The 21,806-nt window shown below is 61.7% G+C and carries 23 protein-coding genes, 4 tRNA genes and 1 pseudogene; 10 read left to right on the forward strand and 18 right to left on the reverse strand.

Features of this window, described 5'->3' with window-relative positions; genetic code table 11:
- Positions 1-14: 14 nt before the first annotated feature.
- The 9 genes from rplL to X738_RS52430 all read right to left on the reverse strand — a co-directional run bounded on the left by rplL (position 15) and on the right by X738_RS52430 (position 7,502).
- Complete coding sequence (gene rplL / locus X738_RS52385; RefSeq protein ID WP_023680442.1) at positions 15-392, reverse strand: 50S ribosomal protein L7/L12; 378 nt, start codon at positions 390-392, stop codon at positions 15-17.
- A 54-nt stretch (positions 393-446) separates the two neighbouring features.
- Positions 447-965 carry a 50S ribosomal protein L10 gene (gene rplJ / locus X738_RS52390; protein ID WP_023798119.1) on the reverse strand — a complete coding sequence of 173 codons (519 nt, stop codon included), beginning with the start codon at positions 963-965 and terminating at the stop codon, positions 447-449.
- Between the two features lie 414 nt (positions 966-1,379).
- Positions 1,380-2,078 carry a 50S ribosomal protein L1 gene (gene rplA, locus X738_RS52395; RefSeq protein ID WP_023798120.1) on the reverse strand — a complete coding sequence of 233 codons (699 nt, stop codon included), beginning with the start codon at positions 2,076-2,078 and terminating at the stop codon, positions 1,380-1,382.
- Between the two features lie 4 nt (positions 2,079-2,082).
- Positions 2,083-2,511: a 50S ribosomal protein L11 gene (gene rplK / locus X738_RS52400; RefSeq protein WP_023798121.1), complete on the reverse strand. Its 429-nt coding sequence runs from the start codon at positions 2,509-2,511 to the stop codon at positions 2,083-2,085.
- 169 nt (positions 2,512-2,680) lie between these two features.
- A complete protein-coding gene (gene nusG, locus X738_RS52405) occupies positions 2,681-3,208 on the reverse strand; it encodes a transcription termination/antitermination protein NusG (RefSeq protein ID WP_006333333.1) in 528 nt (175 codons plus the stop codon).
- 27 nt (positions 3,209-3,235) lie between these two features.
- Entirely contained in the window at positions 3,236-3,439 is a 204-nt protein-coding gene (gene secE, locus X738_RS52410; RefSeq protein WP_013531408.1) for a preprotein translocase subunit SecE, read from the reverse strand.
- Between the two features lie 373 nt (positions 3,440-3,812).
- Positions 3,813-3,888: transfer RNA gene (locus X738_RS52415), tRNA-Trp, on the reverse strand.
- A 35-nt stretch (positions 3,889-3,923) separates the two neighbouring features.
- Positions 3,924-4,433 (reverse strand): metal-dependent hydrolase, encoded by a 510-nt coding sequence (locus tag X738_RS52420; protein ID WP_023798122.1) that lies wholly within the window; start codon positions 4,431-4,433, stop codon positions 3,924-3,926.
- Between the two features lie 1,971 nt (positions 4,434-6,404).
- Positions 6,405-7,502: an elongation factor Tu gene (locus X738_RS52430; protein ID WP_023798123.1), complete on the reverse strand. Its 1,098-nt coding sequence runs from the start codon at positions 7,500-7,502 to the stop codon at positions 6,405-6,407.
- A 381-nt stretch (positions 7,503-7,883) separates the two neighbouring features.
- On the opposite strand from X738_RS52430, the gene X738_RS52435 reads away from it, so the two are divergent.
- Together X738_RS52435 and X738_RS52440 are read left to right on the forward strand one after the other, a co-directional pair.
- Positions 7,884-8,771: a DMT family transporter gene (locus X738_RS52435; RefSeq protein ID WP_023798124.1), complete on the forward strand. Its 888-nt coding sequence runs from the start codon at positions 7,884-7,886 to the stop codon at positions 8,769-8,771.
- Positions 8,772-8,833: 62 nt separating this feature from the next.
- Positions 8,834-9,280 carry a GFA family protein gene (locus X738_RS52440; RefSeq protein WP_023798125.1) on the forward strand — a complete coding sequence of 149 codons (447 nt, stop codon included), beginning with the start codon at positions 8,834-8,836 and terminating at the stop codon, positions 9,278-9,280.
- A gap of 120 nt (positions 9,281-9,400) precedes the next feature.
- Here X738_RS52440 and X738_RS52445 read toward each other — a convergent pair.
- Together X738_RS52445 and X738_RS52450 are read right to left on the reverse strand one after the other, a co-directional pair.
- A tRNA-Gly gene (locus tag X738_RS52445) sits at positions 9,401-9,474 on the reverse strand.
- A 71-nt stretch (positions 9,475-9,545) separates the two neighbouring features.
- Positions 9,546-9,630: transfer RNA gene (locus X738_RS52450), tRNA-Tyr, on the reverse strand.
- Between the two features lie 200 nt (positions 9,631-9,830).
- Here X738_RS52450 and rlmB point away from each other — a divergent pair.
- Complete coding sequence (gene rlmB, locus X738_RS52455; protein WP_023798127.1) at positions 9,831-10,679, forward strand: 23S rRNA (guanosine(2251)-2'-O)-methyltransferase RlmB; 849 nt, start codon at positions 9,831-9,833, stop codon at positions 10,677-10,679.
- Positions 10,680-10,888: 209 nt separating this feature from the next.
- Here the strand turns inward: rlmB and X738_RS52460 are convergent, their stop codons facing one another.
- The 3 genes from X738_RS52460 to gcl all read right to left on the reverse strand — a co-directional run bounded on the left by X738_RS52460 (position 10,889) and on the right by gcl (position 14,597).
- A complete protein-coding gene (locus X738_RS52460) occupies positions 10,889-11,776 on the reverse strand; it encodes a 2-hydroxy-3-oxopropionate reductase (RefSeq protein WP_023798128.1) in 888 nt (295 codons plus the stop codon).
- Between the two features lie 228 nt (positions 11,777-12,004).
- Complete coding sequence (otnI, locus tag X738_RS52465; protein WP_023798129.1) at positions 12,005-12,802, reverse strand: 2-oxo-tetronate isomerase; 798 nt, start codon at positions 12,800-12,802, stop codon at positions 12,005-12,007.
- Between the two features lie 13 nt (positions 12,803-12,815).
- Positions 12,816-14,597, reverse strand: a complete 1,782-nt coding sequence (gene gcl / locus X738_RS52470) for a glyoxylate carboligase (protein WP_023798130.1) — start codon at positions 14,595-14,597, stop codon at positions 12,816-12,818.
- Positions 14,598-14,798: 201 nt separating this feature from the next.
- Between gcl and bhcR the strand changes: the two genes are divergently transcribed.
- On the forward strand, positions 14,799-15,623 hold the full coding sequence (bhcR, locus tag X738_RS52475; RefSeq protein ID WP_023798131.1) for an HTH-type transcriptional regulator BhcR: 825 nt from the start codon (positions 14,799-14,801) through the stop codon (positions 15,621-15,623).
- An 85-nt stretch (positions 15,624-15,708) separates the two neighbouring features.
- Here bhcR and X738_RS52480 read toward each other — a convergent pair whose 3' ends face one another.
- Both X738_RS52480 and X738_RS82350 read right to left on the reverse strand, forming a co-directional pair.
- Complete coding sequence (locus X738_RS52480; protein WP_023798132.1) at positions 15,709-16,017, reverse strand: BA14K family protein; 309 nt, start codon at positions 16,015-16,017, stop codon at positions 15,709-15,711.
- Positions 16,018-16,312: 295 nt separating this feature from the next.
- Entirely contained in the window at positions 16,313-16,480 is a 168-nt protein-coding gene (locus X738_RS82350) for a hypothetical protein (protein WP_023798133.1), read from the reverse strand.
- A 145-nt stretch (positions 16,481-16,625) separates the two neighbouring features.
- On the opposite strand from X738_RS82350, the gene X738_RS52485 reads away from it, so the two are divergent.
- Positions 16,626-16,701 (forward strand) — tRNA-Thr (locus X738_RS52485).
- 78 nt (positions 16,702-16,779) lie between these two features.
- Here the strand turns inward: X738_RS52485 and X738_RS52490 are convergent.
- A complete protein-coding gene (locus tag X738_RS52490) occupies positions 16,780-17,016 on the reverse strand; it encodes a hypothetical protein (RefSeq protein ID WP_023798134.1) in 237 nt (78 codons plus the stop codon).
- Between the two features lie 259 nt (positions 17,017-17,275).
- On the opposite strand from X738_RS52490, the gene X738_RS0141000 reads away from it, so the two are divergent.
- The 3 genes from X738_RS0141000 to X738_RS52500 all read left to right on the forward strand — a co-directional run bounded on the left by X738_RS0141000 (position 17,276) and on the right by X738_RS52500 (position 18,502).
- Positions 17,276-17,605, forward strand: coding sequence for a hypothetical protein (locus X738_RS0141000; protein WP_023798135.1), 330 nt, complete (start codon positions 17,276-17,278; stop codon positions 17,603-17,605).
- A 147-nt stretch (positions 17,606-17,752) separates the two neighbouring features.
- Positions 17,753-18,031 carry a hypothetical protein gene (locus X738_RS52495; RefSeq protein WP_023798136.1) on the forward strand — a complete coding sequence of 93 codons (279 nt, stop codon included), beginning with the start codon at positions 17,753-17,755 and terminating at the stop codon, positions 18,029-18,031.
- Between the two features lie 225 nt (positions 18,032-18,256).
- Positions 18,257-18,502 carry a hypothetical protein gene (locus X738_RS52500; protein ID WP_023798137.1) on the forward strand — a complete coding sequence of 82 codons (246 nt, stop codon included), beginning with the start codon at positions 18,257-18,259 and terminating at the stop codon, positions 18,500-18,502.
- 514 nt (positions 18,503-19,016) lie between these two features.
- On the opposite strand, the gene X738_RS52510 is transcribed toward X738_RS52500, so the two are convergent.
- Positions 19,017-19,631, reverse strand: a complete 615-nt coding sequence (locus X738_RS52510) for a TetR/AcrR family transcriptional regulator (RefSeq protein WP_023798139.1) — start codon at positions 19,629-19,631, stop codon at positions 19,017-19,019.
- A gap of 91 nt (positions 19,632-19,722) precedes the next feature.
- Here X738_RS52510 and X738_RS52515 point away from each other — a divergent pair.
- Positions 19,723-20,905 (forward strand): annotated as a pseudogene (locus tag X738_RS52515) (polyamine ABC transporter substrate-binding protein).
- A gap of 13 nt (positions 20,906-20,918) precedes the next feature.
- Positions 20,919-21,806 carry an ABC transporter permease gene (locus tag X738_RS52520; RefSeq protein WP_023798140.1) on the forward strand — a complete coding sequence of 296 codons (888 nt, stop codon included), beginning with the start codon at positions 20,919-20,921 and terminating at the stop codon, positions 21,804-21,806.

Here is a 21,806-nt window from a genome sequence, read left to right on the forward strand (position 1 = left end):
CCGATATCAAACGCTTACTTCAGTTCGACCTTGGCGCCGGCTGCTTCCAGCTGGGCCTTGAACTTGTCCGCGTCGGCCTTGGAAACAGCTTCCTTGACCGGCTTCGGAGCCGCCTCGACCAGGTCCTTGGCTTCCTTGAGGCCAAGACCGGTGATGGCGCGAACTTCCTTGATGACGTTGATCTTCTGAGCGCCCGCCTCGGTGAGGACGACGTCGAATTCCGTCTTTTCCTCGACCGGAGCAGCAGCAGCCGCAGCACCGCCGGCGGCAGCAACCGCCACCGGAGCAGCAGCGGAAACGCCCCACTTTTCTTCCAGAAGCTTCGACAGCTCGGCCGCCTCCAGGACGGTCAGCTTCGAAAGGTCGTCTACGATCTTTGCCAGATCAGCCATTGCAATATTCCTTCATAAGGTTCGAACGTGTGTTTGTGATAGCGAGGAACGGCCTCATGCCGCCTCGTCCTTCCGGGCGTAAGCGCCGATGACGCGCGCGACCGAAGCCGCAGGCGCATTGACGATCTGGGCGATCCGGGTTGCCGGCGTGGCGATCATGCCAACCAGCCTGGCGCGCAGCTCATCGAGCGACGGAAGTGTGGCGAGTGCCTTCACACCGTCGGCGTTGAGCGAGGTGGTGCCCATTGCGCCGCCGAGAATGACGAGCTTGTCATTTCCCTTGGCGAAATCGGACGCGACCTTCGGCGCCGCAATCGGATCCTCCGAATAGGCGATCAGCGTCTGTCCCTTGAACAGGTCGATGATCGATGCGGAGTCCGTGCCCTGAAGAGCGATTTTGGCGAGACGGTTCTTCGCGACTTTGACGGTGCCACCGGCGACACGCATTTTCGACCGAAGGTCGTTCATTTGCGCGACGGTAATACCGGCGTAGTGGGCCACGACGACTGAACCAGCGCCCGAAAACGCTTCATTCAGGCCCGTGACGAGTTCGCGTTTTTCCGCTCTGTCCACTGCCTATCTCCAGTTGACCCCAATCCTGTTAACGGGAACATTCCCATTACGAGGACAGGTGTCGGGTTGCCTTTTGCCGGCCGGGCCATCCAGTAACGGATCTCCCGAACGACGCTCGAGGATCCTGCCCCCTTTCGCCACACCAGCCGGCAAGCCGAATGGTGCGCAGACAAAAGGCAAACACGGTTCGAACCTTTCATTGGAGCAATCGCTCCGTTGTCCGGTCTTCACCCGTCTCATGCAGGCCCACATGAATTAAGGCCCCCCTTGAACCAAGGCCTGGGGCCGCCCGCAATCTCGGACAGGATGTCCGGAAGCCTTCCGACTTCCGGTACCGGGCCGCCGAGATAAATCGGAGGCCCGGAATTCTGTTTGCGGATCAGCCCTTTTAGCGGCAGATCCAAATGGTTCGTATCAGGACGCTGCCAGCGTCGAGACGTCGAGCTTGAGGCCAGGTCCCATCGTCGAGGTGACCGACACCTTCTTGACGTAGTTGCCCTTGGCACCAGGCGGCTTCGCCTTGGTTACCGCGTCAGCGAAGGCGCGAACATTCTCTTCCAGCGCCTTGACGTCGAACGAGATCTTGCCGACGCCGCCATGAACGATGCCGGCCTTCTCGACGCGGAACTCGACCGCGCCACCCTTCGACGCCTTGACGGCGGCGGTAACGTCGGTGGTGACAGTGCCGACCTTCGGGTTCGGCATCATGCCACGCGGGCCGAGCACCTTGCCGAGACGGCCGACCAGCGGCATCATGTCCGGCGTAGCGATGCAGCGATCGAAGTCGATCGTGCCCTTCTGGACGATGTCGACTAGATCCTCGGCGCCAACGATATCGGCGCCGGCCGCCTTGGCTTCCTCGGCCTTGTCGCCACGCGCGAAAACCGCGACGCGGACGGTACGGCCGGTGCCGTTCGGCAGGTTGACCACGCCACGGACCATCTGGTCGGCATGGCGCGGGTCGACACCCAGGTTCATCGCGATTTCAACGGTCTCGTCGAACTTCACCGAGGACCGGTCCTTGAGCAGCTTCAGCGCATCACCCAAGGCATAGGCCTTGTTGGGGTCGATGCCTTCGCGGGTCTTCGATACACGCTTTGCAATCTTTGCCATGATCTCAGCCCACCACTTCCAGACCCATCGAGCGGGCGGAGCCCTCGACCATGCGCATGGCCCCCTCGATATCGGTCGCGTTCAGATCCTTCATCTTCTGCTCGGCGATGGCGCGCACCTTGTCGCGGCCGATCGTGCCGGCCTTGACCTTGCCCGGCTCCTTCGAGCCCGACTTCAGGTTTGCGGCCTTCTTCAGGAAGTAGCTCACCGGCGGCGTCTTCATGACGAAGGTGAACGACTTGTCCTGGTAGTAGGTGATCACGACCGGAACCGGCGATCCCTTTTCCATTTCCTGGGTCTGCGCGTTGAACGCCTTGCAGAACTCCATGATGTTGATGCCGCGCTGACCAAGCGCCGGTCCGATCGGGGGCGACGGCGTCGCCGAGCCCGCGGAAACCTGGAGCTTGAGCTGGCCTGCAATTTTCTTAGCCATCTCTTCCTGCCTTTATCTCATGCCGGCCCAAAATCTGGGCAACACCGGCGGTTGCAGTCTGGTGGTGCGGTTCCTGCAGCGGGCTAAAGCCGCATTCGCCTCCCACCCGTTTTGGCGGCGATTTCCACGCCGCCTCCCTCACCGCCGAATTGGCGACAAGGATTTCGGATCAGCCCTTTTCGACCTGTCCGAATTCGAGATCGACCGGCACGGCGCGCCCGAAGATCGAAACCTCCACCTTGAGCCGCGCCCGCTCCTCGTCCACTTCCTGGACGAAACCGTTGAACGAGGCGAACGGACCGTCCGAGACGCGGATCGCCTCGCCGATCTCGAAAGTGACCGACGGCTTCGGCCGCTCGACGCCTTCCTGCACCTGGTTCAGGATGCGCTGGGCCTCGGCCTCGGTGATCGGCACCGGCTTCGAATCACCCAGGAAGCCGGTGACCTTCGGCGTATTCTTCACGAGCGAGAACACTGCGTCGGTCAGGTTGGCCTTCAGCAGCACGTAGCCCGGGAAGAACTTGCGCTCGGCATCGACCTTGCGGCCGCGGCGTATCTCGACGACCTTCTCGGTAGGCACCACGATCTGCTCGATGTCAGCGGACAGGCCTTTCTGCTTGGCCTTGTTCTCGATGTCCTCAGCGACCTTTTTTTCAAAGTTCGAATAGGCGTGGACGATGTACCACCGCGCAGTCATTTCAAGGCTTCTCCGTAATCGCCGGACTCAGCGTCCAATGCCCAGAATCTGCTCGACCGCGAGGCCCATGAGCTGATCGGCAGTAAAGAAAAAGATCATCGCGATCACAGCGAACGCCAGAACCATCACCGTCGAGATCATCGTTTCGCGACGCGACGGCCAAGTCACCTTGGCGGTCTCCGCGCGAACCTGCTGGAGAAAGACGAATGGATTTGTGGTTTTCGAAGCCATGTGCCGCTCTGTCTGCAAGACCCGTTGACCGGATCTCCTGGATGATCCCGCTGGCCGGGATGTGCCGCCTGAGCCTGTGTTCGCGCCGAATCAGCGCAATCATTTCGCCCATGCAAATCGGACGCGTAAAGCCGGCTTCCCAGCTCCACGCGTCGCGTGTCTGTTTCGTCTACATAAAACCGATTCTTGATCCACGCAAGTGGCAAGTGTCCGCTTTATGCCAAACGCCGCCTCGGAACCATCCAGTCGTCCCGTCCCGGCTATGGCGCTCTTATGCCTCAAGACAGCCTATATGGCAAGCCACCGCGCGATTTTCAAAAGGTCGATGCGCGGAAGACGAGAAATTTTTTCATGAATTGGCCATTTCGAAAAATGGCACGGGCAGCAGGGCTCGAACCTACGACCTGCGGTTTTGGAGACCGCCGCTCTACCAACTGAGCTATGCCCGTATCGCGCGCTGCTATTTCATAAAGCGGACAAGAACTCAAGTCGAGTTTTCAGGCGTGGCCGCGCCGGGCTGCAATCGTCGAAATCCGAGGGCCAGCGCCCAGGCGCATATCAGAAGTTCGAGGGCAAAAGTCCAATGCAACATGAAGCTCATGACCCAGTTGCGATACATCGCCGGAACCGTGACGAGTTCGAGCGCGCGCCGGTCGAACGGCATCAGCCACATGATAGGCGACGCCACGCTGTCCAGGATCATGTGTATCATTGCGGCGGCAAAGAAGGCGCCGACCGGGGCCAGATATCGCGGATTCCGCCATTTCGCGACCGACAGTGCCACAAGGCCAACCGCTGCCCAGAAGAGCGGCCAGTGCGTGACGTAGGCGTGGTGATGGGTTCGTCCGCCATCGACGAAATGGAAATAGACCATGTCGAGGTCCGGGACGACGCTGCCGAGCATTGCCGCCGCCATGATCCCCGATCTGCCGGGCCAACGGTTTCGTGCGAAACTACCGAGTATGTAGCCAGCCGGAAGATGAGCGATCAGCATCGTCAAACCTTGTTCATTGCCGAATCGGTCGAACGTCGCGGCGGATTGTGGCGCATTCAGGAAGGACTGCCCCGCCTCGCCTTATCGCGCTCGGCTGGGGTGTGACTGCGCCTTACAGCTTGACGGCCGCCTCAGCCTGAACCTCGAACGTCGACACGACGCGGCAATTCTCCGGCATTGGCTGCGACTTGCAGATGGTCGGGCCGGTAAATTCATCGGCCGAACCAAGCCCGGTCGTCAGCCCGATTTTCAGCATCATCTCGGGTTCGAGCTGCCGATGGCGCGAGGCCGGCACCGACCNGCACCGACCGCATCGCCACCAGCAGACCGGATCCGACCGCCATATCCCTGAGATAGGTTTTGACCCGCTGCTCCAACCCGATCGGGTGCACGGTCAACTGCGCGCGAGGACCGACAAGGCGTCTGACACCGCCGGCAAGCATGATCGGACAGGCCGCGCCACACGCGCCGCTCGCATCGATCGTCAGCCCGACATGGACGCCATCCTCGGCGGTGCAATCCGCCTTGTCCGGCTCGCATCCAATGAAGTCCGTCCGCGCAACCGCCACGTCGAGCTTGCGTTCTCGGATCAACCTTCCGGCGGCCAGAGCGCCAAGCACGTCGCCTCCCGGCGAGTTGATCACCACGGGAAGTCGCCGGTCACCGATCGTGTCCAGCAGTTGGCGCAGCCGTTCCGGCGTTTGAGCGCTGATCGTGCCTTCCGCCGAGATCCATTCGGGACAATTGGGATCGCAGAGAAAACTTCTGCCGCGAACCAGGACGAAGCGCATATCGCCAACATCGGCCTGCTGCCCGGTTTCAGGTTCGAGCGGCGCGGCGGGAGCGGGCTTGGCGTACGCCACCACATCGCCGGCCGGCGCCGGTATTTCCCTGCAGTTCGCGGCCACCGGATCGGTGTTGCACAGGGTTGTCGCGGTCAGCAGGTCGACGGCATCCAGGCTGGTCACCAGCTTCGCCTGCAGCATTTCGTAGGGGGCCAGCTGCTGGATGGTGCTGGCCGGGGTGTTCTTCATCGTCTCGAGCACGGCTTGGCCGACGCCCATTTCGTTCAGATAGTCAGCCAGTCTTTTCTCCACCGACTTGCTCATCTCGTAGGTCTTGTAGCTGCCGGCGTTCTTGCGGCCGACGATCTTCTTGCTGAGGATCTTCTTCTTGCCTCCGACCACGCGATAGGTAGTCCGGTACTGCAATTTCGTCTTGATGTAAGTCGTGGTGATCTGATGGACGCCGAGAAAGGCCCATTGCCCGACGACGCGCCTGATGCCGCCGGCAAACATCAGCGGACAGGCGGAATTGCAGATGGCGCCGTCGGCATAGGCATTGCCGAAATAGCGAGCGCCCTTGCCGTCGTTTTCCTTGCAGTCCTTGGCATCGGGCTGGCAACCGGTGAACCGGGTTTTGCCGACCGCGATATTGAGCTTGTTCTTGCGCAGCAGCCGGCCAAGCGCCAGCGCCGCTTCGACGTTGCCGCCGGGAGAATCCACGACAACGGGCAGTTTTCGGCCACCGAGTGCCTTGAGCGTGCGTTTGAACAGGGCCGGCGTGCCGGCCACTATCGAGCCTTCAGCCGATATCCATTCCGGGCAGGTCGGTTCGCAACCAGGCGCGCTGCTGCGGACGACGACAAACCGCATCGTCGGACCAAAATCCGGCGCGGATTTTTTGGTGTTCGCCGCGAAGGCAGCGTGTCCCATGACCAGGAACGACGCCAGGCAGATCACCATCCACCGTGCCTGGCCATTCAGACGGTGCCACGAAACCATTCGGGAAGCCCCCCGCAATGCAATCTATACTAGTTCAGCTTTGAAGGCTTGCAATAGGGTTTTGCGACGACGCCGCAGGCGCCGGCTATACCTAAAAAGGCAAGTCGTGTGTACGCAAATAAGCAAAAAGGGCAGCCCGAGGACCGCCCTTTTTGCATTCGATCTGACCGGCCAACGCCGGCGCCCACTACTCTTTGATGGTGACGACGATGCCGGCACCGACGGTGCGGCCGCCTTCACGGATGGCGAAGCGCAGCTTCTCTTCCATGGCGATCGGCACGATCAGCTCGACATCGACGGTGATGTTGTCGCCCGGCATCACCATCTCGGTGCCTTCCGGCAGCGACACGATGCCGGTCACGTCGGTCGTGCGGAAGTAGAACTGCGGCCGGTAGTTGGTGAAGAACGGCGTGTGACGGCCGCCCTCGTCCTTGGTCAGGATGTAGGCTTCGGCGACGAACTTCTTGTGCGGCTTGACCGTGCCCGGCTTGGCCAGAACCTGGCCGCGCTCGACACCTTCACGGTCGACACCGCGCAGCAGCGCGCCGATGTTGTCGCCGGCCTGGCCCTGGTCGAGCAGCTTGCGGAACATCTCGACGCCGGTGCAGGTCGTCTTGGTGGTCGGACGGATGCCGACGNACACGTCCTCGATCGGCATCAGGAACGGCTTGTCGAGCGGGCGAACCGGCGTCGGGATGTAGTCGTCGACCGCAGCCATCAATTCGCGGATCGAATCCTCGCCGATCTTCTTGTCGGAATCTTCCAAAGCCGCAAGCGCCGAACCCTTGACGATCGGAATGTCGTCGCCGGGGAACTCGTTCTTGGTCAACAGCTCGCGCACCTCCAGCTCGACCAGCTCGAGCAGCTCGGCGTCGTCGACCTGGTCGACCTTGTTCAAGAACACCACGATCGACGGCACGCCGACCTGGCGGGCCAGCAGGATGTGCTCACGGGTCTGCGGCATCGGGCCGTCGGCGGCCGACACGACCAGGATCGCGCCGTCCATCTGCGCAGCACCGGTGATCATGTTCTTGACATAGTCGGCGTGGCCGGGGCAGTCGACATGGGCGTAGTGGCGGTTGGCCGTCTCGTATTCGACATGCGCCGTCGAGATGGTGATGCCGCGCGCCTTCTCCTCGGGCGCCGCATCGATCTGGTCGTAGCGCTTGTATTCGCCAAAATACTTGGTGATCGCCGCCGTCAGCGACGTCTTGCCATGATCGACATGGCCAATCGTGCCGATGTTCACATGAGGCTTTGTACGCTCGAATTTACCTTTTGCCATNCTTGCCATGATCGACATGGCCAATCGTGCCGATGTTCACATGAGGCTTTGTACGCTCGAATTTACCTTTTGCCATAGTCTCTTTCCTTGGACGGCCGGGACCTTCAGTTCAGTCGAATGCGGGGCGATTAGCGACTGCGGCCGAAAAACACAAGTGTCTTGTGGCCGGGCTTTCTCACCCGGTCTGAACCCATGATCCGGTTTTCGGGGATGTGGCGCGGATATAGGAACGAACAAGAAGAAATGGAATGGCCGAAGATAGGTTCCGCGGGTATGGGCATTCGGCGGACAGATATTGCCGCTTCCGCCTGTACGCCTTGCCGGATGTACTGCCGGATCTGGCCCATTGCCGGTGTGACGCCTGTCTGATTTCCTGATCCGATGCATTTCATTCCGATCGCCATCCGCGGCCCGCTGTTCATGATCCTGTCGACCGGGTCCTATGTCGCCAACGACACCATGTTGAAGCTCGCGACGGTTGGGCTGCCGCCCTATGAAGTGCTGTTTTTGCGCGGGACGGCGGCAACGCTGTGGGGCATTCCGTTGCTGTTTGCGCTGGGCTACGCCAGGCAGATACCGCTGATCCTCGACAGGAGAGTGTTGCAAAGAAACCTGCTCGAGCTGGCGGCAATCCTTTGCTACGTGGTGGCGCTCGCCAACATGCAGATCGCCGATTCGACCGCCCTGGGACAGATCACGCCGCTGCTCATGCTGATTGGCTCCTCTGTCCTGTTCGGCGAACGGATCGGCGGCTTGCGCATGGCGCTGATCGGGCTCGGCTTCATCGGCGCGGTGATGGTGGCGCAGCCGACGATGCAGGGAATCTCGGTCTACGCCTTGCTGGCGCTCGGCAATGCGGCGTTCGCCGCCGCGCGCGATCTCGCCGGGCGCCGGGTCGCCGCCGACGAGCCTGGCATGATCGTCGCAATTTCCGCGGTGGTGGTGGTGCTGGTCGGATCAGGCGTCGCGCATCTGATGTCAGAGCGTTGGGTGACGCCCGAGACGCATCATTTGCTGCTGATGGCCGGGGCCGGATTGTTCTTGATCTTCGGCCATTTCTTCATCTTCATGGCCTATCGCGCCGGGCCAACCGGCGTCGTGGCGCCCTTCTACTACTGCTTCACCGTCTGGGCGGTCATTTCCGGCCTGGTGGTGTTCCAGCAATTGCCGAACGCGCTGGCGATCGGCGGTATCCTGCTGGTGGTGGCCAGCGGGCTGACCATCGTGTCGCTCGACGAGCGGCGGCGCCGACCGACCGTCGTCGCATAATTTGGGCAGTGGTGACCAAACGGTTACATCACAATTTTCAACTTGGCCGCTGCCCGCAAAAAATGGAGAAACCTGTGACAAGCCAGGAGAACGTCGGCAACCGCATGCTTGCCGGAAAATGCCTGTGCGGCGCCGTGCAATACGCGGTGGCCGACGAGTTCATCTACGCCGCCAACTGCCACTGCTCGGACTGCCGGCGCACCACCGGTTCGGCCTTCAAGCCGTTTGCCGGCATCGAGCGTGAGAGACTGAGCCTGACCAAGGGCGAGGACAACCTCCTGATCTTTGGCGATGAGACCGGCCACAACGTGCACTGCAAGACCTGCGGCTCATTGCTCTACTCGGTCGTCCGCGACGGCGCCTTCGTCCACGTCGCCATGGGGACCCTCGTCGACGAGCCGGCCATCCGTCCGACGCACCACATCTTTGTCGGCTCCAAGGCGAAGTGGTCCACGATCACCGACGACCTGCCTCAATATGAAGATCATGTCACCGAAGGCGCCGACTGAAGACCTGGCGATGCGGCTGACGGCATTGCCGCTCGGGCACTGCAGAACCGCCACAGACAGTGACACGGCGCATTTTCAAGGAAGCTATTTTATTTTCGATAATGACTTCAACAGCATGCTTGGAGCGGGTAGCGGGAATCGAACCCGCATATTCAGCTTGGAAGGCTGCTGCTCTACCACTGAGCTATACCCGCGCATTTCACCCGAAAACCGCTATGCACTTTTCGGTCCGAGGCTTTGCGTTTCAGGGCTTCCGGGCCGGCAGTGGTGGAGAGGGTTGGATTTGAACCAACGTAGGCATAGCCAACGGATTTACAGTCCGTCCCCTTTAACCACTCGGGCACCTCTCCAGTCTGCCGCCGGAGCCATGCAACGAGGCATCGACGCGTCGCGGCCGCAGGAGCAGCCCGTCGCGAAGCGCCTTATGGCGGCAGCGCCCAAAACTGTCAACCGCAACATCCCGGCAAAACGCGCTGAATTTGTTGACGACCCGACGAGCAGGGTTTTGCAGCTGTATCCTTAGACAGACGACACGGCTATAGAACCGGCCATGAGCAATGATAACAAGCCCAAGACCCCAAAAGACACCCACTACGCCAAGCTGCGCCGCGCGCATCGCGACGAGAAGAGCGGCGGCGCGCCGGCGTTCAGGCCGCGCCAGCCGGTACCACCAGGAGAGACCGCCGCGGATGGGCTGGTGCGGCTGTACGGCCTGCACACGGTGCGAGCAGCACTCGACAATCCGCGCCGGCGGATCAAGAAGATGCTGGTGACGCGCAACGCCGCCGAGCGGCTGGCTATCGCCGACCTCGCCGCCCTGCCCTTTGAGACAGAGATGGTCGAGCCGAAAGACATCGACAAGGTCACCGGCTCCGACGCCGTCCATCAGGGCGTGCTGATCGAAGCCGAGCCGCTAAAACCCAAGCGCCTCGATGCGCTCGGCGATACCACGCTGGTGCTGGTCCTCGACCAGGTTACCGATCCGCATAATGTCGGCGCGATCCTGCGCTCGGCGGTCGCCTTCGGCGCCGGCGCGCTGATCACCACGGCGCGCCACAGCCCGCATGAATCCGGCGTGCTGGCAAAGTCGGCCTCCGGCGCGCTGGAGCATATCGATCAGATCGAGGTGAAGAACCTCGCCGACGCGCTCGGCCAGTTGCAGGAGGCCGGCTTCCAGACCATCGGCCTCGATTCGGACGGACCGGCGGAACTCGAAAAGAGCTTTTCGGGAGAAAAGATCGCGCTGGTACTGGGCGCCGAGGGCAAGGGCCTGCGCCAGAAGACCCGCGAGACGGTGACGACGCTGGCCCGGCTCGACATGCCCGGCGCCATCCGCTCGCTGAACGTGTCGAATGCCGCCGCGGTGAGCCTTTATGCGGCGAGGAAGTTTTTGGGTTAGGGGAGTAGGGGAATAAGGGAGTAAGAATAAGGCAGCAAGAAAGGCGGGTTGCGGCTCGCTGCAAGCGCTATCCCTACTGCCTTACTGCCTTACTGCCCTATTCCCCTAACCCCCTATTCCCCTATTCCCCTATTCCCCTACTCCCCTATTCCCCTATTCCCCTACTCCCCTACTCCCCTACTCCCCTACTCCCCTACTCCCCTACTCCCCTACTCCCCTAACTCGTGCCCCGCCATTCGCTCCAGCGCCTTGACCAGCGCCGAATGATCCTCCTTGGCGCCGCCATTGGCCGCGCAGGCGTTGAACAATTGCTGCGTCGTCGAGGTGTTGGGCAGCGCCACGCCAAGCGCCTTTGCCCCTTCCAGCGCGAGATTAAGGTCCTTCTGGTGCAGTTCGATGCGAAAGCCCGGCGCGAAGCTGCGCTTGATCATGCGCTCGCCATGCACTTCGAGAATGCGCGAGGCCGCCAACCCGCCCATCAGCGCTTGTCTCACCTTGGCCGGATCGGCGCCGGCTTTCGATGCAAAAACAAGGGCTTCCGCGACCGCTTCAATGGTCAACGCGACGACGATCTGGTTGGCGACCTTGGTGGTCTGGCCGACGCCGTTCGGTCCGACCAGCGTGATGTTCTTGCCCATTTTTTCGAACACCGGCCTGGCGCGCTCGAAGGCCTTTTCCTCGCCGCCGACCATGATGGTCAGCGACGCGGCCTTGGCGCCGACCTCGCCGCCCGACACCGGCGCATCGAGATAGTCGCAGCCGAGGTCATCGATCTTCCTGGCGAATTCCTTCGTTTTGATCGGCGAGATCGAGCTCATGTCGATGACCAGCTTGCCCCCTGTCAGGCCCGAGGCGACGCCGTTGTCGCCGAACAGCACGTCGGCCACCTCAGGCGTGTCGGGAACCATGGTGATGACGATGTCGGCGGCACGTGCCACGGCGTGATGGCCGGAGACGGTTTTTAGACCCTTGGCGACGAGATCGGCCGGCGGTTTCGAGCGATGGTCGCTGGCGACGAGGGTGTAGCCGGCGTCGAGCAGATGCCCCGCCATTGGCGCGCCCATGATGCCGATGCCGATGAAACCGATGGTGTCCATTGATGTTTCTCCCTGGTATTTTCCTTGTTAAGGCCGCGTTCCGTCGCGCCCCCCTCTGGCCTGCCGGCCATCTCCCCCACAGGTGGGGAGATCGGCAGTTCCGGCGCCGGCTTTTACTTTTCCAACCTCGAAAATTGGCGAAAGCGGCGGTGACGTCCAATCTCCCCACCCGTGGGGGAGATGGCCGGCAGGCCAGAGGGGGGCGCGACGGAACGCGAGTTCAAACCGCTACGCCGCAGCGTTCCCCTGCCCTGCAAACTCCCGGAACCAGCCCAGCCCGGCTTCCGTCCCGCCCTTCGGCTGGTATTCCGCCCCGATCCAGCCGGTATAGCCGATGCGGTCGATGTGGCTGTACAGAAAAGGAAAATTGATCTCGCCCGTCCCCGGCTCATGACGGCCGGGATTGTCCGCAAGCTGGATGTGCGCAATGCGGTCGAGGTTTGTCTCGATGGTGCGGGCGAGATCCCCCTCCATGATCTGCATGTGATAGATGTCATATTGCAGGAACAGGTTTTTTGAGCCGACGCGCTCGATCAGCGCCAGGGCCTGGTCCGAATAGTTGAGGAAGAAGCTGGGAATGTCGCGCGTGTTGATCGGCTCGATCAACAGCCTGATGCCGGCCTGTTCCAGCTTCTCGGCCGCGAAAGCCAGGTTCTCGGCGAAGACGTCTTCCAGCACCGAACGCTCGACGCCTTGCGGCGCGATGCCGGCGAGGCAGTTGACCTGTTCGCAGCCCAGCGCCTGCGCGTAGGTTATCGCCCTGGCGACGCCTTGCCGGAACTCGGGAACACGATCCGGCAACACCGCAATGCCGCGCTCGCCCTTTGCCCAGTCGCCGGCCGGCAGGTTGAACAGCACTTGCGTCAGGCCGTTTTTCTTCAGCCTCGCCGCAACGACATCGGGCGCATGGTCATAAGGGCCGATATACTCGACACCCCCAAAACCGGCGCGGGCGGCGGCTTCGAAGCGGTCGAGGAAACCGTGCTCGCCAAAGAGCATCGAAAGATTGGCCGAAAACCGTGGCATTCTTTTTCTCCGTTCAGTCCAGCATGACAATCGCGGTCGGCGCGTCTTCATGATGTTCGGCAAGGTCCTCGAATTCGGTGATCTTGTCGATTTCAGTGCCCATCGAAACATTGGTGACGCGCTCCAAGATGAATTCGAGCACGACGGGAACCTGGTGCTCCTTCATCAGGCGCTGCGCCTGCTTGAAGGCGCCGGCGAATTCCTCCGGCCTGCGCACCCGGACCGCCTTGCAGCCCATGGCCTCGGCGACAGCAACATGGTCGACGCCGTAGCCGGCCTCGGGATCGTCCTTCCGGTTGACGTTCTCGAAGGCGAGGCTGACCTCGAAATCCATCGAAAAGCCGCGCTGCGCCTGGCGGATGAGGCCGAGATAGGCATTGTTCACGACGACATGGATATAGGGCAATTTGTGCTGCGCGCCGGCCGCCAGTTCCTCGATCATGAACTGGAAATCATAGTCGCCGGACAGCGCCACGATGTTGCGCTGCGGATCGGCGGCGCGAACGCCGAGTGCTGCCGGCAGCGTCCAGCCGAGCGGGCCGGCCTGGCCGCAATTGATCCAGTTGCGCGGCTTGTAGACGTGCAGGAACTGCGCGCCGGCGATCTGCGAAAGGCCAATCGTGGTGACATAGGTGGTGTCGCGGCCGAATGCCTTGTTCATCTCCTCGTAGACGCGCTGCGGCTTCAGCGGCACCTGGTCGAAATGCGTCTTGCGCTTCATCGTCTTCTTGCGGTCCTTGCATTCCCTGGCCCAGCCGGACCAGTCGCTTAGTTTCCCAGCCGTTTTCCACTCGGTGGCGACGTCGAGCAGCATTTTGAGCGCCGCACCGGCATCCGAGACGACACCGAGGTCCGGCGCGAAGACACGGCCGATCTGCGACGGCTCGATGTCGACATGGATGAATTTCTTGCCCCTGGTGTAGACGTCGACGGAGCCGGTGTGGCGGTTGGCCCAGCGGTTGCCGATGCCGAAGACGAAATCGGCCTCGAGCATCGTCGCGTTGCCGTAACGATGCGAAGTCTGCAGCCCGCACATGCCCGCCATCAGCCGGTGGTCGTCGGGGATCGCTCCCCAGCCCATCAGCGTCGGGATCACCGGCACGCCGGTGACTTCGGCGAACTCGATCAGCAGATCCGAGGCATCGGCATTGATGATGCCGCCGCCGGCGACGATGACAGGCTTTTCCGCCGCGTTGAGCATTTTCAGCGCTTTCTCGGCCTGGCCGCGCGACATTGCCGGTTTGAACGGCACCAGCGGCTCATAGGCGTCGATGTCGAACTCGATCTCGGCCAGTTGCACGTCGACCGGCAGGTCGATGAGAACCGGCCCCGGCCGCGACGAGCGCATCAAGTGGAACGCCTTCTGCAGCGCCATCGGCACCAGATAGGGTTCCATCACGGTGACTGCCCATTTGGCGACGGGTGCTGCGATGGCGGCGATGTCGACGGCCTGGAAATCCTCCTTGCTGAGACGCGCCCGCGGCGCTTGGCCGGTGATGCAGAGGATCGGGATGGAATCGGCCGCGGCCGAATAGAGGCCGGTGATCATGTCGGTGCCGGCCGGACCCGAAGTGCCGATGCACAGGCCGATATTGCCTGATTTGGCGCGGGTATAACCTTCGGCCATGTGCGAGGCCGCCTCGACATGGCGGGCCAGGATATGGCGGATCGTACCCCTCGCCTTCAGCGCCGAATAGAACGGGTTGATGGCAGCACCCGGCACGCCAAAGGCGCAGGAGACGCCTTCTTTTTCCAGAACGAGAACCGCTGCGTCGACTGCGCGCATCCTGGCCATGTCAGCCTCCACGGAATTGTTGATGGCCGAGAATGCCAGCGCGCCTATTATTTTTCAATTTTTTCAGAATATTTTTTCATTTCTAAGAAACCTGGACTATCTACTGATTTCATTAGATTTTCCGTTTTCCACAAAATTCGCATGCAAATCAGTGAAAAACTTTTTCATTGCGCATTTGGCGAAATCGGCAAGAATGCCACTATGGAGACCGCCGAAAAACGCCAGCGCGGACGGCCGCGCGCCTTCCACGGTCCGTCCGACACCGCTTCGGTGCAGTCGCTCGACCGGGCGCTGCGCATCCTGGCCATCGTCGCCGAAGGCAGCGGCCTGTCGCTGAGCGAGATTGCCGCGCAGAGCGGCCTCCCCGCCTCCACCGCCTACCGCATGCTGACGACGCTGGAAAACCACGGCATGGTCGAGTTCGACAGCAGCGACCAGCTGTGGTCGATCGGCGTCGAGACCTATCGCATGGGCGCGGCGTTCCTGCGCCGCCGCAAGCTGGTCGACCGCGCCCGCATCGTCATGCAGGAATTGATGGAGAAGACCGGCGAGACCGCCAATCTCGGCGTCGCCGAGGACGACTGCGTCGTCTTCGTCAGTCAGGTCGAGACGCATCAGGCGATCCGCGCCTTCTTCCGGCCGGGCACGCGCAGCTCCTTCCATGCATCGGGCATCGGCAAGGCGGTGCTGGCGCATCTCGAGCCGCAGCGCGTCGGCGCCGTCCTGCGCCGGACCGGGCTGGAGCGCTTCACCGAAAAGACGCTTTCCGACATCTCGGCGCTGGCCCGTGATCTGGTGACGATCAAGCTGCGCGGCTGGTCGGTCGACGACGAGGAACGGCACCCCGGCATGCGCTGCGTTGCCGCCGCCATCTTCAACGAGTTCGGCGAGCCGATCGGCGGCGTGTCTGTTTCGGGACCGACGGTGCGGGTCACGCCGGAGCGGCTGGCCGAGATCGGCCCGCTGGTGCGCGATGCGGCGGCGGCGGTAACGAAGATGATCGGCGGCAGGACGGCTAAGGCCTGACGCCATAAGCGCGAGCGGGCAACCCTCCAGACAAAGAAAAAGGGGCCGTGGGGTGCCCCTTCTTCCGGTTGCCTGAACGGTCCTCTCAAAGCCGGCAGCGGTGACGATAGCCGTCGTAGCCGACATAGGTGTCGGAGTACGGATCGTAGCTCTGATAGCGGTTAAGGCAGCGCCGGACGTGCCATGAGCCGCCATTTTCCTGGATGTAGACGGTGCGCGGCTGGGCGAGCGCGGTGCCGAGCAGGAAGCCACCGACGCCGGCGGCGATGCCGATGCCAAGGTGCTTGTTGTGATGGTGCTTGTGATGGGCGGCCGAAGGCTGAACGGTCCCGGCCAGCATGGCGGCGGCGACAGTGGTGGCGATGAGGCCGGAAACGATGGTGCGCTTGAACATGACGATCTCCTTGCTGCGTTGTGAGAGGCGATCCATCCGCCTCTTGACCATCTGTCGTGGCAGCAAGGAAAAAGGTTCGACGGTTTTTTGGATTTTTTCGAAAGTGCAAAGCTGCGGTCTGAACTGAGCTTGCGGCGCGTACCGGCGAGGAGCGCCGGTCGACAGAGCCTCTACAACCGTCCTCTTAACCGCAAGGAAAACGGTTCGACGCTTTTCGATTATTATGAACTGGGTTTGTGCCAGGCGCGCAATTACGACCGGCGAAGACCGGTCGGCAGTCCGGCGGCAGGAGGCCTCAGCCCATGCCGGTGATGTGGCGCAGCCAGAAGGCAAGCGCGATGAAGCCGATGATGGTGGTGACGCCGGTCCAGTCGACATTGGCGCTCTTCAAAACCTTGATGAGCTTCACCAGGAGAAACCAGGCCACGACGACGATCAGGGCAATGACGACAAGTCTGATCATGCGACACCCTCGCCCATGCGATTGCACCTTCGAACGATATAGGAAGCCAATTGGCCGTTTTCAGGATGCCCGCCGGCAGCTCCGGCGCGCTCAAAACCGAGTTTTGTCTTTACTGGCGCACCAAATATGCTAACCGGAGCGCCGTGCCCTTGTAGCTCAGCTGGTAGAGCAGCGGTTTTGTAAACCGAAGGTCGGCGGTTCGATTCCGTCCGGGGGCACCAAAGCCAGTCGTCTTGAATGAGGCTGGCCTTTCGGATTTTGCCGCGCTGCGCGAGGGGGGCAAGGGCTAATCGGGACCTCTAGATCCCATACATCATGGCAATGAAGAATACCGGTGCAAAGATCAGGAAGATCGCCATTACTATAATTACGGCAAGGGCCAGGCGCTCTGTTCGCCTGACGATTGCAACGACGTCGTCGTCGCTCGATGAAACAAGATCAACCGCCGAGAAGTCTGTTGGGTCAGGAGTTTGATTGTCATTGGCGGGTCGGCTTGCGACCGCATCGGCATTCTGTTGGCTCTGGATAAGGGTCACAGTTAATTCCGCCGTTAGGGTGCCACATCGGGTGCCCGCCGATGAGTATACAGCGGGGCCACCCGGAACCACCGATGAAGGGACTTTGCTCGGCGGCCAAATACCAATCCTTTGCCAAGATCTTGGTTGCCAGCCTCAGCCCTCTGTCTTTAACGCACAGACTTCAGTCTTACTGCGTCATGGACCATAGCCCGGCGCCGGAACTAAGTGCCCGCCGGTCCCGTTGCCGACCAGTGATAATTGAGAATAGGAGATAGTCATGGCTGACGGTCCCACCGTTGTTAACTCAGGCGGAAATGGCGCCGGCACCGCTGTCGCCGTGGTTCTCGCAATTATCGCAATCGTGATCCTGCTGTTGTTCACCGGCGTTATCAACATCAACGGCGGGGGCACCGGAAAGGACGTCGACGTAAAGGTTGAAGCGCCTACGGTCGAAGCGCCCAACGTCGAAGCGCCAGCCGCGTCCGCTCCGGCAGAGCCGAGCGCACCTGCCCCAGCCGCGCCCGCTCCGGCAGAGCCGGCCGCACCTGCTCCGGCAGCACCCGCTCCGGCAGCACCTGCTCCGGCAGCACCTGCTAACGGCGGCTGATTGTGACATCGGATATCAGGCCCGGCGGGATGCGCTTCCGGGCTTGATGTTGAGGGCCGTCCACACTCTGCAAAGCGGCCCACGCAACAGAAAGCCGTTCGACGGAGTTTCAATCAGTTGCGGAGACCAGCAAAAGGAGGATCGCTTATGAAGGTGCTCGTCACCCTCATGGCCGGCATTGCAATGGCCGGATGCATCAGCATGGCCGCTGCCGATCCGTGGAAGGACGAGAGCGGTCATGGCAAATGGCAGGGCCGCTACCAAGACGAAGATGATTATGAGCGGAAGCGCGAACGCTACAGCTACAAAAAAGAATTTCGGCGCGGCAATTGCAAGATTGAGCGCAAGTGGGAGGGCGATGAATACAAGGAAGAGGTGAAGTGCAAGCGCGGCTTCAGGAGGCCGGCTTACATCTATCGCTATTGAAAACAGACGCCGTCCGGGGGCACCAGCAAGAAACCGGCTTCTTGTGATTACGTGCCAGGGTCGGTCGAAACCTGCTCATCCCCGATTTCCACAGGCCGCGGCCATAGCCCATCAGCTTCAACGGATATATTCGCTAGCGGACCACAGGTAGTCCCCTTGTGGAGCAGAGGTATCCCGTAGCAGGAACCACAGGTATTCCCCTTGTGGAAACCATAGGAGTCGCCGTTGGAGCAGAAACGCACGATCGCACCGTTTATCGGCGGCATGTATGGTGGTCTTGCTGCCCTCGCGTTCGGGTTCGGCTTCCGCTTTCTGATGATTACCGATCCCGATCCGACCTCGCAGGCAACGATAGCCCTTGCGGGATTGGCCTTTTCGATCTGTTTCAGCCTGACCTTCCTTCGCGAGCATCGACGCCAGATCGCTGCCGCCAGAGAATTTCTAAGCCGTCCAAGATCGTATCAGGACTAATCCCCCGCGTTTCGCAAAGCAAAGCGCCCATGCCTCCGGTCCGGGGCATCAGAACCACGGGATGCAGCAGAGCGATGCGGACCGGCCGGCATCTCCTGCTCCCGGCCATTTGATGCCATTCGATTAAAATGCCCCTGTGTATATTAGCAATCGCTCAATTTAGCGCGCCGACAATGTCCGGGCGGTGGGCTAAACAACGGGTGGTGTCATGCGAAGCGACTTCGCTGCAGCGCGCGAGCTCTTGGAGTGTGCCCAAAACCGGCTCTGCGGCATGGACGAAACCAGCCAGCGCGTCAGCGAGGCACTCGACTTGCTGATTGAAGAAATAGCCATCGCGGAATTCCGTAAGGCGCCACTGACCGTCGTGCCGTTTCCACGTGCGCGGCCACCCCGGCATGCTCGGTAGAACACCGCCGATGTAGTCAACAGCGGAAGTGCTCCCACCAGCGAAATTGAACCGGCGCGATTGCGGCTTAGCGGCGTCCGGGCCACCAGAAATCCCATCGGGAGCCCCTCAAACCGCGATCGCCGCCACCAGAATCCGGTTCTGCCTTCGTATCGCGGCGCGCAGTTCGGCAATCCTCGCCTCGTCGCGCTTGACGAACTCGATGAACATCATGTTCATGTTGTTGAACACCAGTTCGCCCAAGGCGTGTCCATCGATATCCCGGCGCACCAGGCCGATCGCCTGCAGCCGGGCGATCAGCGCGCGGATCTGCTCGGTCAGCGCCCGGTCGAGCGCGGTATAGGCCTGGCCGAACGGGCTGTCGGGCAGTTGCGTCGAGATCGCCATCGCCTGCCGCCACATCTCCTTGCTGAGATAATGCAGCGAATGCTCGATATAGATGCCAAGCAGCGTGTCGAGCGCATCGCCGACATTGGCCGGCGGGTTGGCGACGACGCCCTGCCCGGCATTGAGCACCTCGTTGACCTCCATCGAGACGATGGCGCCGAGGATGTCGCCCTTGTTCTGGTAATAGTTATAAATCGTGCCGACCGAGACTTGCGCCTGCGCCGCGATCGTCTCGATCTTGGCGCCTTCATAGCCGGTGTCGCGGAAAAGTTCCGCCGCCGCCTCGATGATGCGGCGATGCCGATCCGCCTTTTGCCTTGCCCGCAATCCGCTCATGTCGGCTATCTGCCATAAAAACAGAATTGACTCAATTTTAGAATTGGTTCAATTTTTTGCCAGAAGCCAGAAAGGCAAGGGAGAACACTCGATGACCATCAATCCAAACACCCCGAATCCAACGACCAAGAAGCCGCTTTCGGTTCTGAAGAGCCACCTTCACGCCGCGTGTGCAGCGACAGCGCTGCTGCTGGCGACGGGCAGCCTCGCCCAGGCTGCCGATCTCAACGCCTTGATCTGGTGCGATCACGCCGACCCGGCGCTGCTGCAGCCCTTCGAAGAGGCCAATGGCGTCAAGGTCAATGTCAAGGAATTCGAAGGCACCGGCGCCGGCATGGCGATTGTCGAGCAGTCGCAGCCCGGCGACTGGGACGTGATGGTGATCGACAGCATCGACATACCGCGCGGCGTCGAAAAGGGCCTGTTCGAACCGCTGCCGGAAGACAAGCTGCCGCTGGCCGACCTCTTTCCCCAGGTGAAGATGGACAGCTCCACCGTGGTCGACGGCAAGCGCTACGGCATCACCGAAAAGTTCGGCTACAACACCATCGGCTACAACAAAACCAAGGTCGATCCGGCCGACATGCAGTCGCTGGCCGCGCTGACCGGCGACAAATACAAGGGCAAGATCGCCATCTACGACTATTACCTGCCGGTCATCGGCATGGCGGCGCTGGCGATCGGCAAGAAGACCGCCGAGCTCACCGAAGCCGACCTTCCGGCCATCAAGCAAGAGCTGCTCAAGATGAAGGCCAATGCCAAGCTGGTCGGCGAAGTGACCGCCAGCCAGACCGCGCTGGCGACCGGCGAGGTCGACATTCTGGTCGGCGGCGGCGAATGGGTGACGGCCGGGCTGGCCAAGGAGAACCCTGCCCTCGACTTCTCGATTCCCAGAGAAGGTGCTGTGCTGTGGTCGCAGTCGCTGNGGGCTGGCCAAGGAGAACCCTGCCCTCGACTTCTCGATTCCCAGAGAAGGTGCTGTGCTGTGGTCGCAGTCGCTGGCCATGTTCAAGGATTCCAAAAACAAGGACACGGCGCTAAAATTCATCCAGTACATCATGAGCCCTGAAGGCCAGGCGCGGCTTGCCACCTCTGCCTGCTATTGGGGCATGCCGGCGAATACCAAGGCGGCTCTGACCGATGAGCAGAAGAAGATCCTGCGCTTCGACGAGCAGCCGGATTTCCTCGCCCGCGCCCAGCCCTACCCGGCGCCGGATGCCGATCTCGACAAGAAGATGCAGGACGTCTGGACCGAAATGCTGCAGGCGCAGTGACCGGTCGCCGGTCGTGAACTTTGCCACGGACAGCGGGCGTGCCCTGCCCCGGGCGGGCCGTGCCCTGCCCCGGGCGGGCCGCGCCCTGCCCTGGGCGCTGGTCACGCCGGCGCTCGGCTGGACGCTGCTGTTCTTCGTGCTGCCGTTCGTCGCCATGGGGTTTTCCAGCCTGACGGCGCATGACGGTGGCGGCTTTACGCTCGCCAACTACAGCCAGTTCTTCACCGATCCGGCCTATTGGCAGGCGATGGTGAACTCGCTGCAGGTCACAGCGATCGTCACAGTGATTTCGGTGCTGCTCGCCTACCCCTTCGCCTGGATCCTGGCCGAACAGGTGCCGGAACGCTGGCAGCGGCTGGCGCTGATGCTGGCGGTGCTGCCGTTCTGGACCTCCTATGTCGTGCGCTCCTATTCCTGGCTGCTGGTGCTGGCGCAGAACGGCGTTATCAACCGCGCGCTGACCGGCTCCGGCCTGTTCAGCGAGCCGCTGCAGCTCGCCAACACACGGCTGGCCACGGTCATCGGCTTCGTGCATTTCTTCGTCATGCTTTTGACGCTGACGATCTTCGCCAATCTGAAGCAGCTCAGCCCGAGCTACCGCAAGGCAGCCGCCGATCTCGGCGCCGGGCCGGTGCGCACGTTCCTGCATGTCGTCCTGCCGCTGACCTTGCCCGGCATCATGGTCGGCGCCTTCCTCACCTTCGTGCTGTGCATCGGCGACTACATCACGCCGCAGATCCTCGGCGGCAACAACGAGCTTTTGATGCCGCAGCTGGTGATGATGCAGATCGGCCGGCGCGGCGATTTTCCGCTCGCCTCGGCGCTGTCGATCATCCTGATGGCGGTCGTCACCATTGCCTATCTCGCCTGCGCCCGCTGGCTCAAGATCGAGCGGTCCTGA

The organism is Mesorhizobium sp. L48C026A00, from assembly GCF_000502375.1.
In the GTDB taxonomy this organism is placed as follows: domain Bacteria; phylum Pseudomonadota; class Alphaproteobacteria; order Rhizobiales; family Rhizobiaceae; genus Mesorhizobium; species Mesorhizobium muleiense.

Excerpts from the sequence above, each read along its gene's own strand:
- rplL (WP_023680442.1), bottom strand. The coding sequence starts at position 392 with ATGGCTGATCTGGCAAAGATCGTAGACGACCTTTCGAAGCTGACCGTC.
- rplA (WP_023798120.1), bottom strand. The coding sequence starts at position 2,078 with ATGGCAAAGATTGCAAAGCGTGTATCGAAGACCCGCGAAGGCATCGAC.
- rplK (WP_023798121.1), bottom strand. The coding sequence starts at position 2,511 with ATGGCTAAGAAAATTGCAGGCCAGCTCAAGCTCCAGGTTTCCGCGGGC.
- nusG (WP_006333333.1), bottom strand. The coding sequence starts at position 3,208 with ATGACTGCGCGGTGGTACATCGTCCACGCCTATTCGAACTTTGAAAAA.
- secE (WP_013531408.1), bottom strand. The coding sequence starts at position 3,439 with ATGGCTTCGAAAACCACAAATCCATTCGTCTTTCTCCAGCAGGTTCGC.
- X738_RS52420 (WP_023798122.1), bottom strand. The coding sequence starts at position 4,433 with ATGCTGATCGCTCATCTTCCGGCTGGCTACATACTCGGTAGTTTCGCA.
- X738_RS52435 (WP_023798124.1), top strand. The coding sequence starts at position 7,884 with ATGCATTTCATTCCGATCGCCATCCGCGGCCCGCTGTTCATGATCCTG.
- X738_RS52440 (WP_023798125.1), top strand. The coding sequence starts at position 8,834 with ATGGAGAAACCTGTGACAAGCCAGGAGAACGTCGGCAACCGCATGCTT.
- rlmB (WP_023798127.1), top strand. The coding sequence starts at position 9,831 with ATGAGCAATGATAACAAGCCCAAGACCCCAAAAGACACCCACTACGCC.
- X738_RS52460 (WP_023798128.1), bottom strand. The coding sequence starts at position 11,776 with ATGGACACCATCGGTTTCATCGGCATCGGCATCATGGGCGCGCCAATG.
- otnI (WP_023798129.1), bottom strand. The coding sequence starts at position 12,802 with ATGCCACGGTTTTCGGCCAATCTTTCGATGCTCTTTGGCGAGCACGGT.
- gcl (WP_023798130.1), bottom strand. The coding sequence starts at position 14,597 with ATGGCCAGGATGCGCGCAGTCGACGCAGCGGTTCTCGTTCTGGAAAAA.
- bhcR (WP_023798131.1), top strand. The coding sequence starts at position 14,799 with ATGGAGACCGCCGAAAAACGCCAGCGCGGACGGCCGCGCGCCTTCCAC.
- X738_RS52480 (WP_023798132.1), bottom strand. The coding sequence starts at position 16,017 with ATGTTCAAGCGCACCATCGTTTCCGGCCTCATCGCCACCACTGTCGCC.
- X738_RS82350 (WP_023798133.1), bottom strand. The coding sequence starts at position 16,480 with ATGATCAGACTTGTCGTCATTGCCCTGATCGTCGTCGTGGCCTGGTTT.
- X738_RS0141000 (WP_023798135.1), top strand. The coding sequence starts at position 17,276 with ATGGCTGACGGTCCCACCGTTGTTAACTCAGGCGGAAATGGCGCCGGC.
- X738_RS52495 (WP_023798136.1), top strand. The coding sequence starts at position 17,753 with ATGAAGGTGCTCGTCACCCTCATGGCCGGCATTGCAATGGCCGGATGC.
- X738_RS52510 (WP_023798139.1), bottom strand. The coding sequence starts at position 19,631 with ATGAGCGGATTGCGGGCAAGGCAAAAGGCGGATCGGCATCGCCGCATC.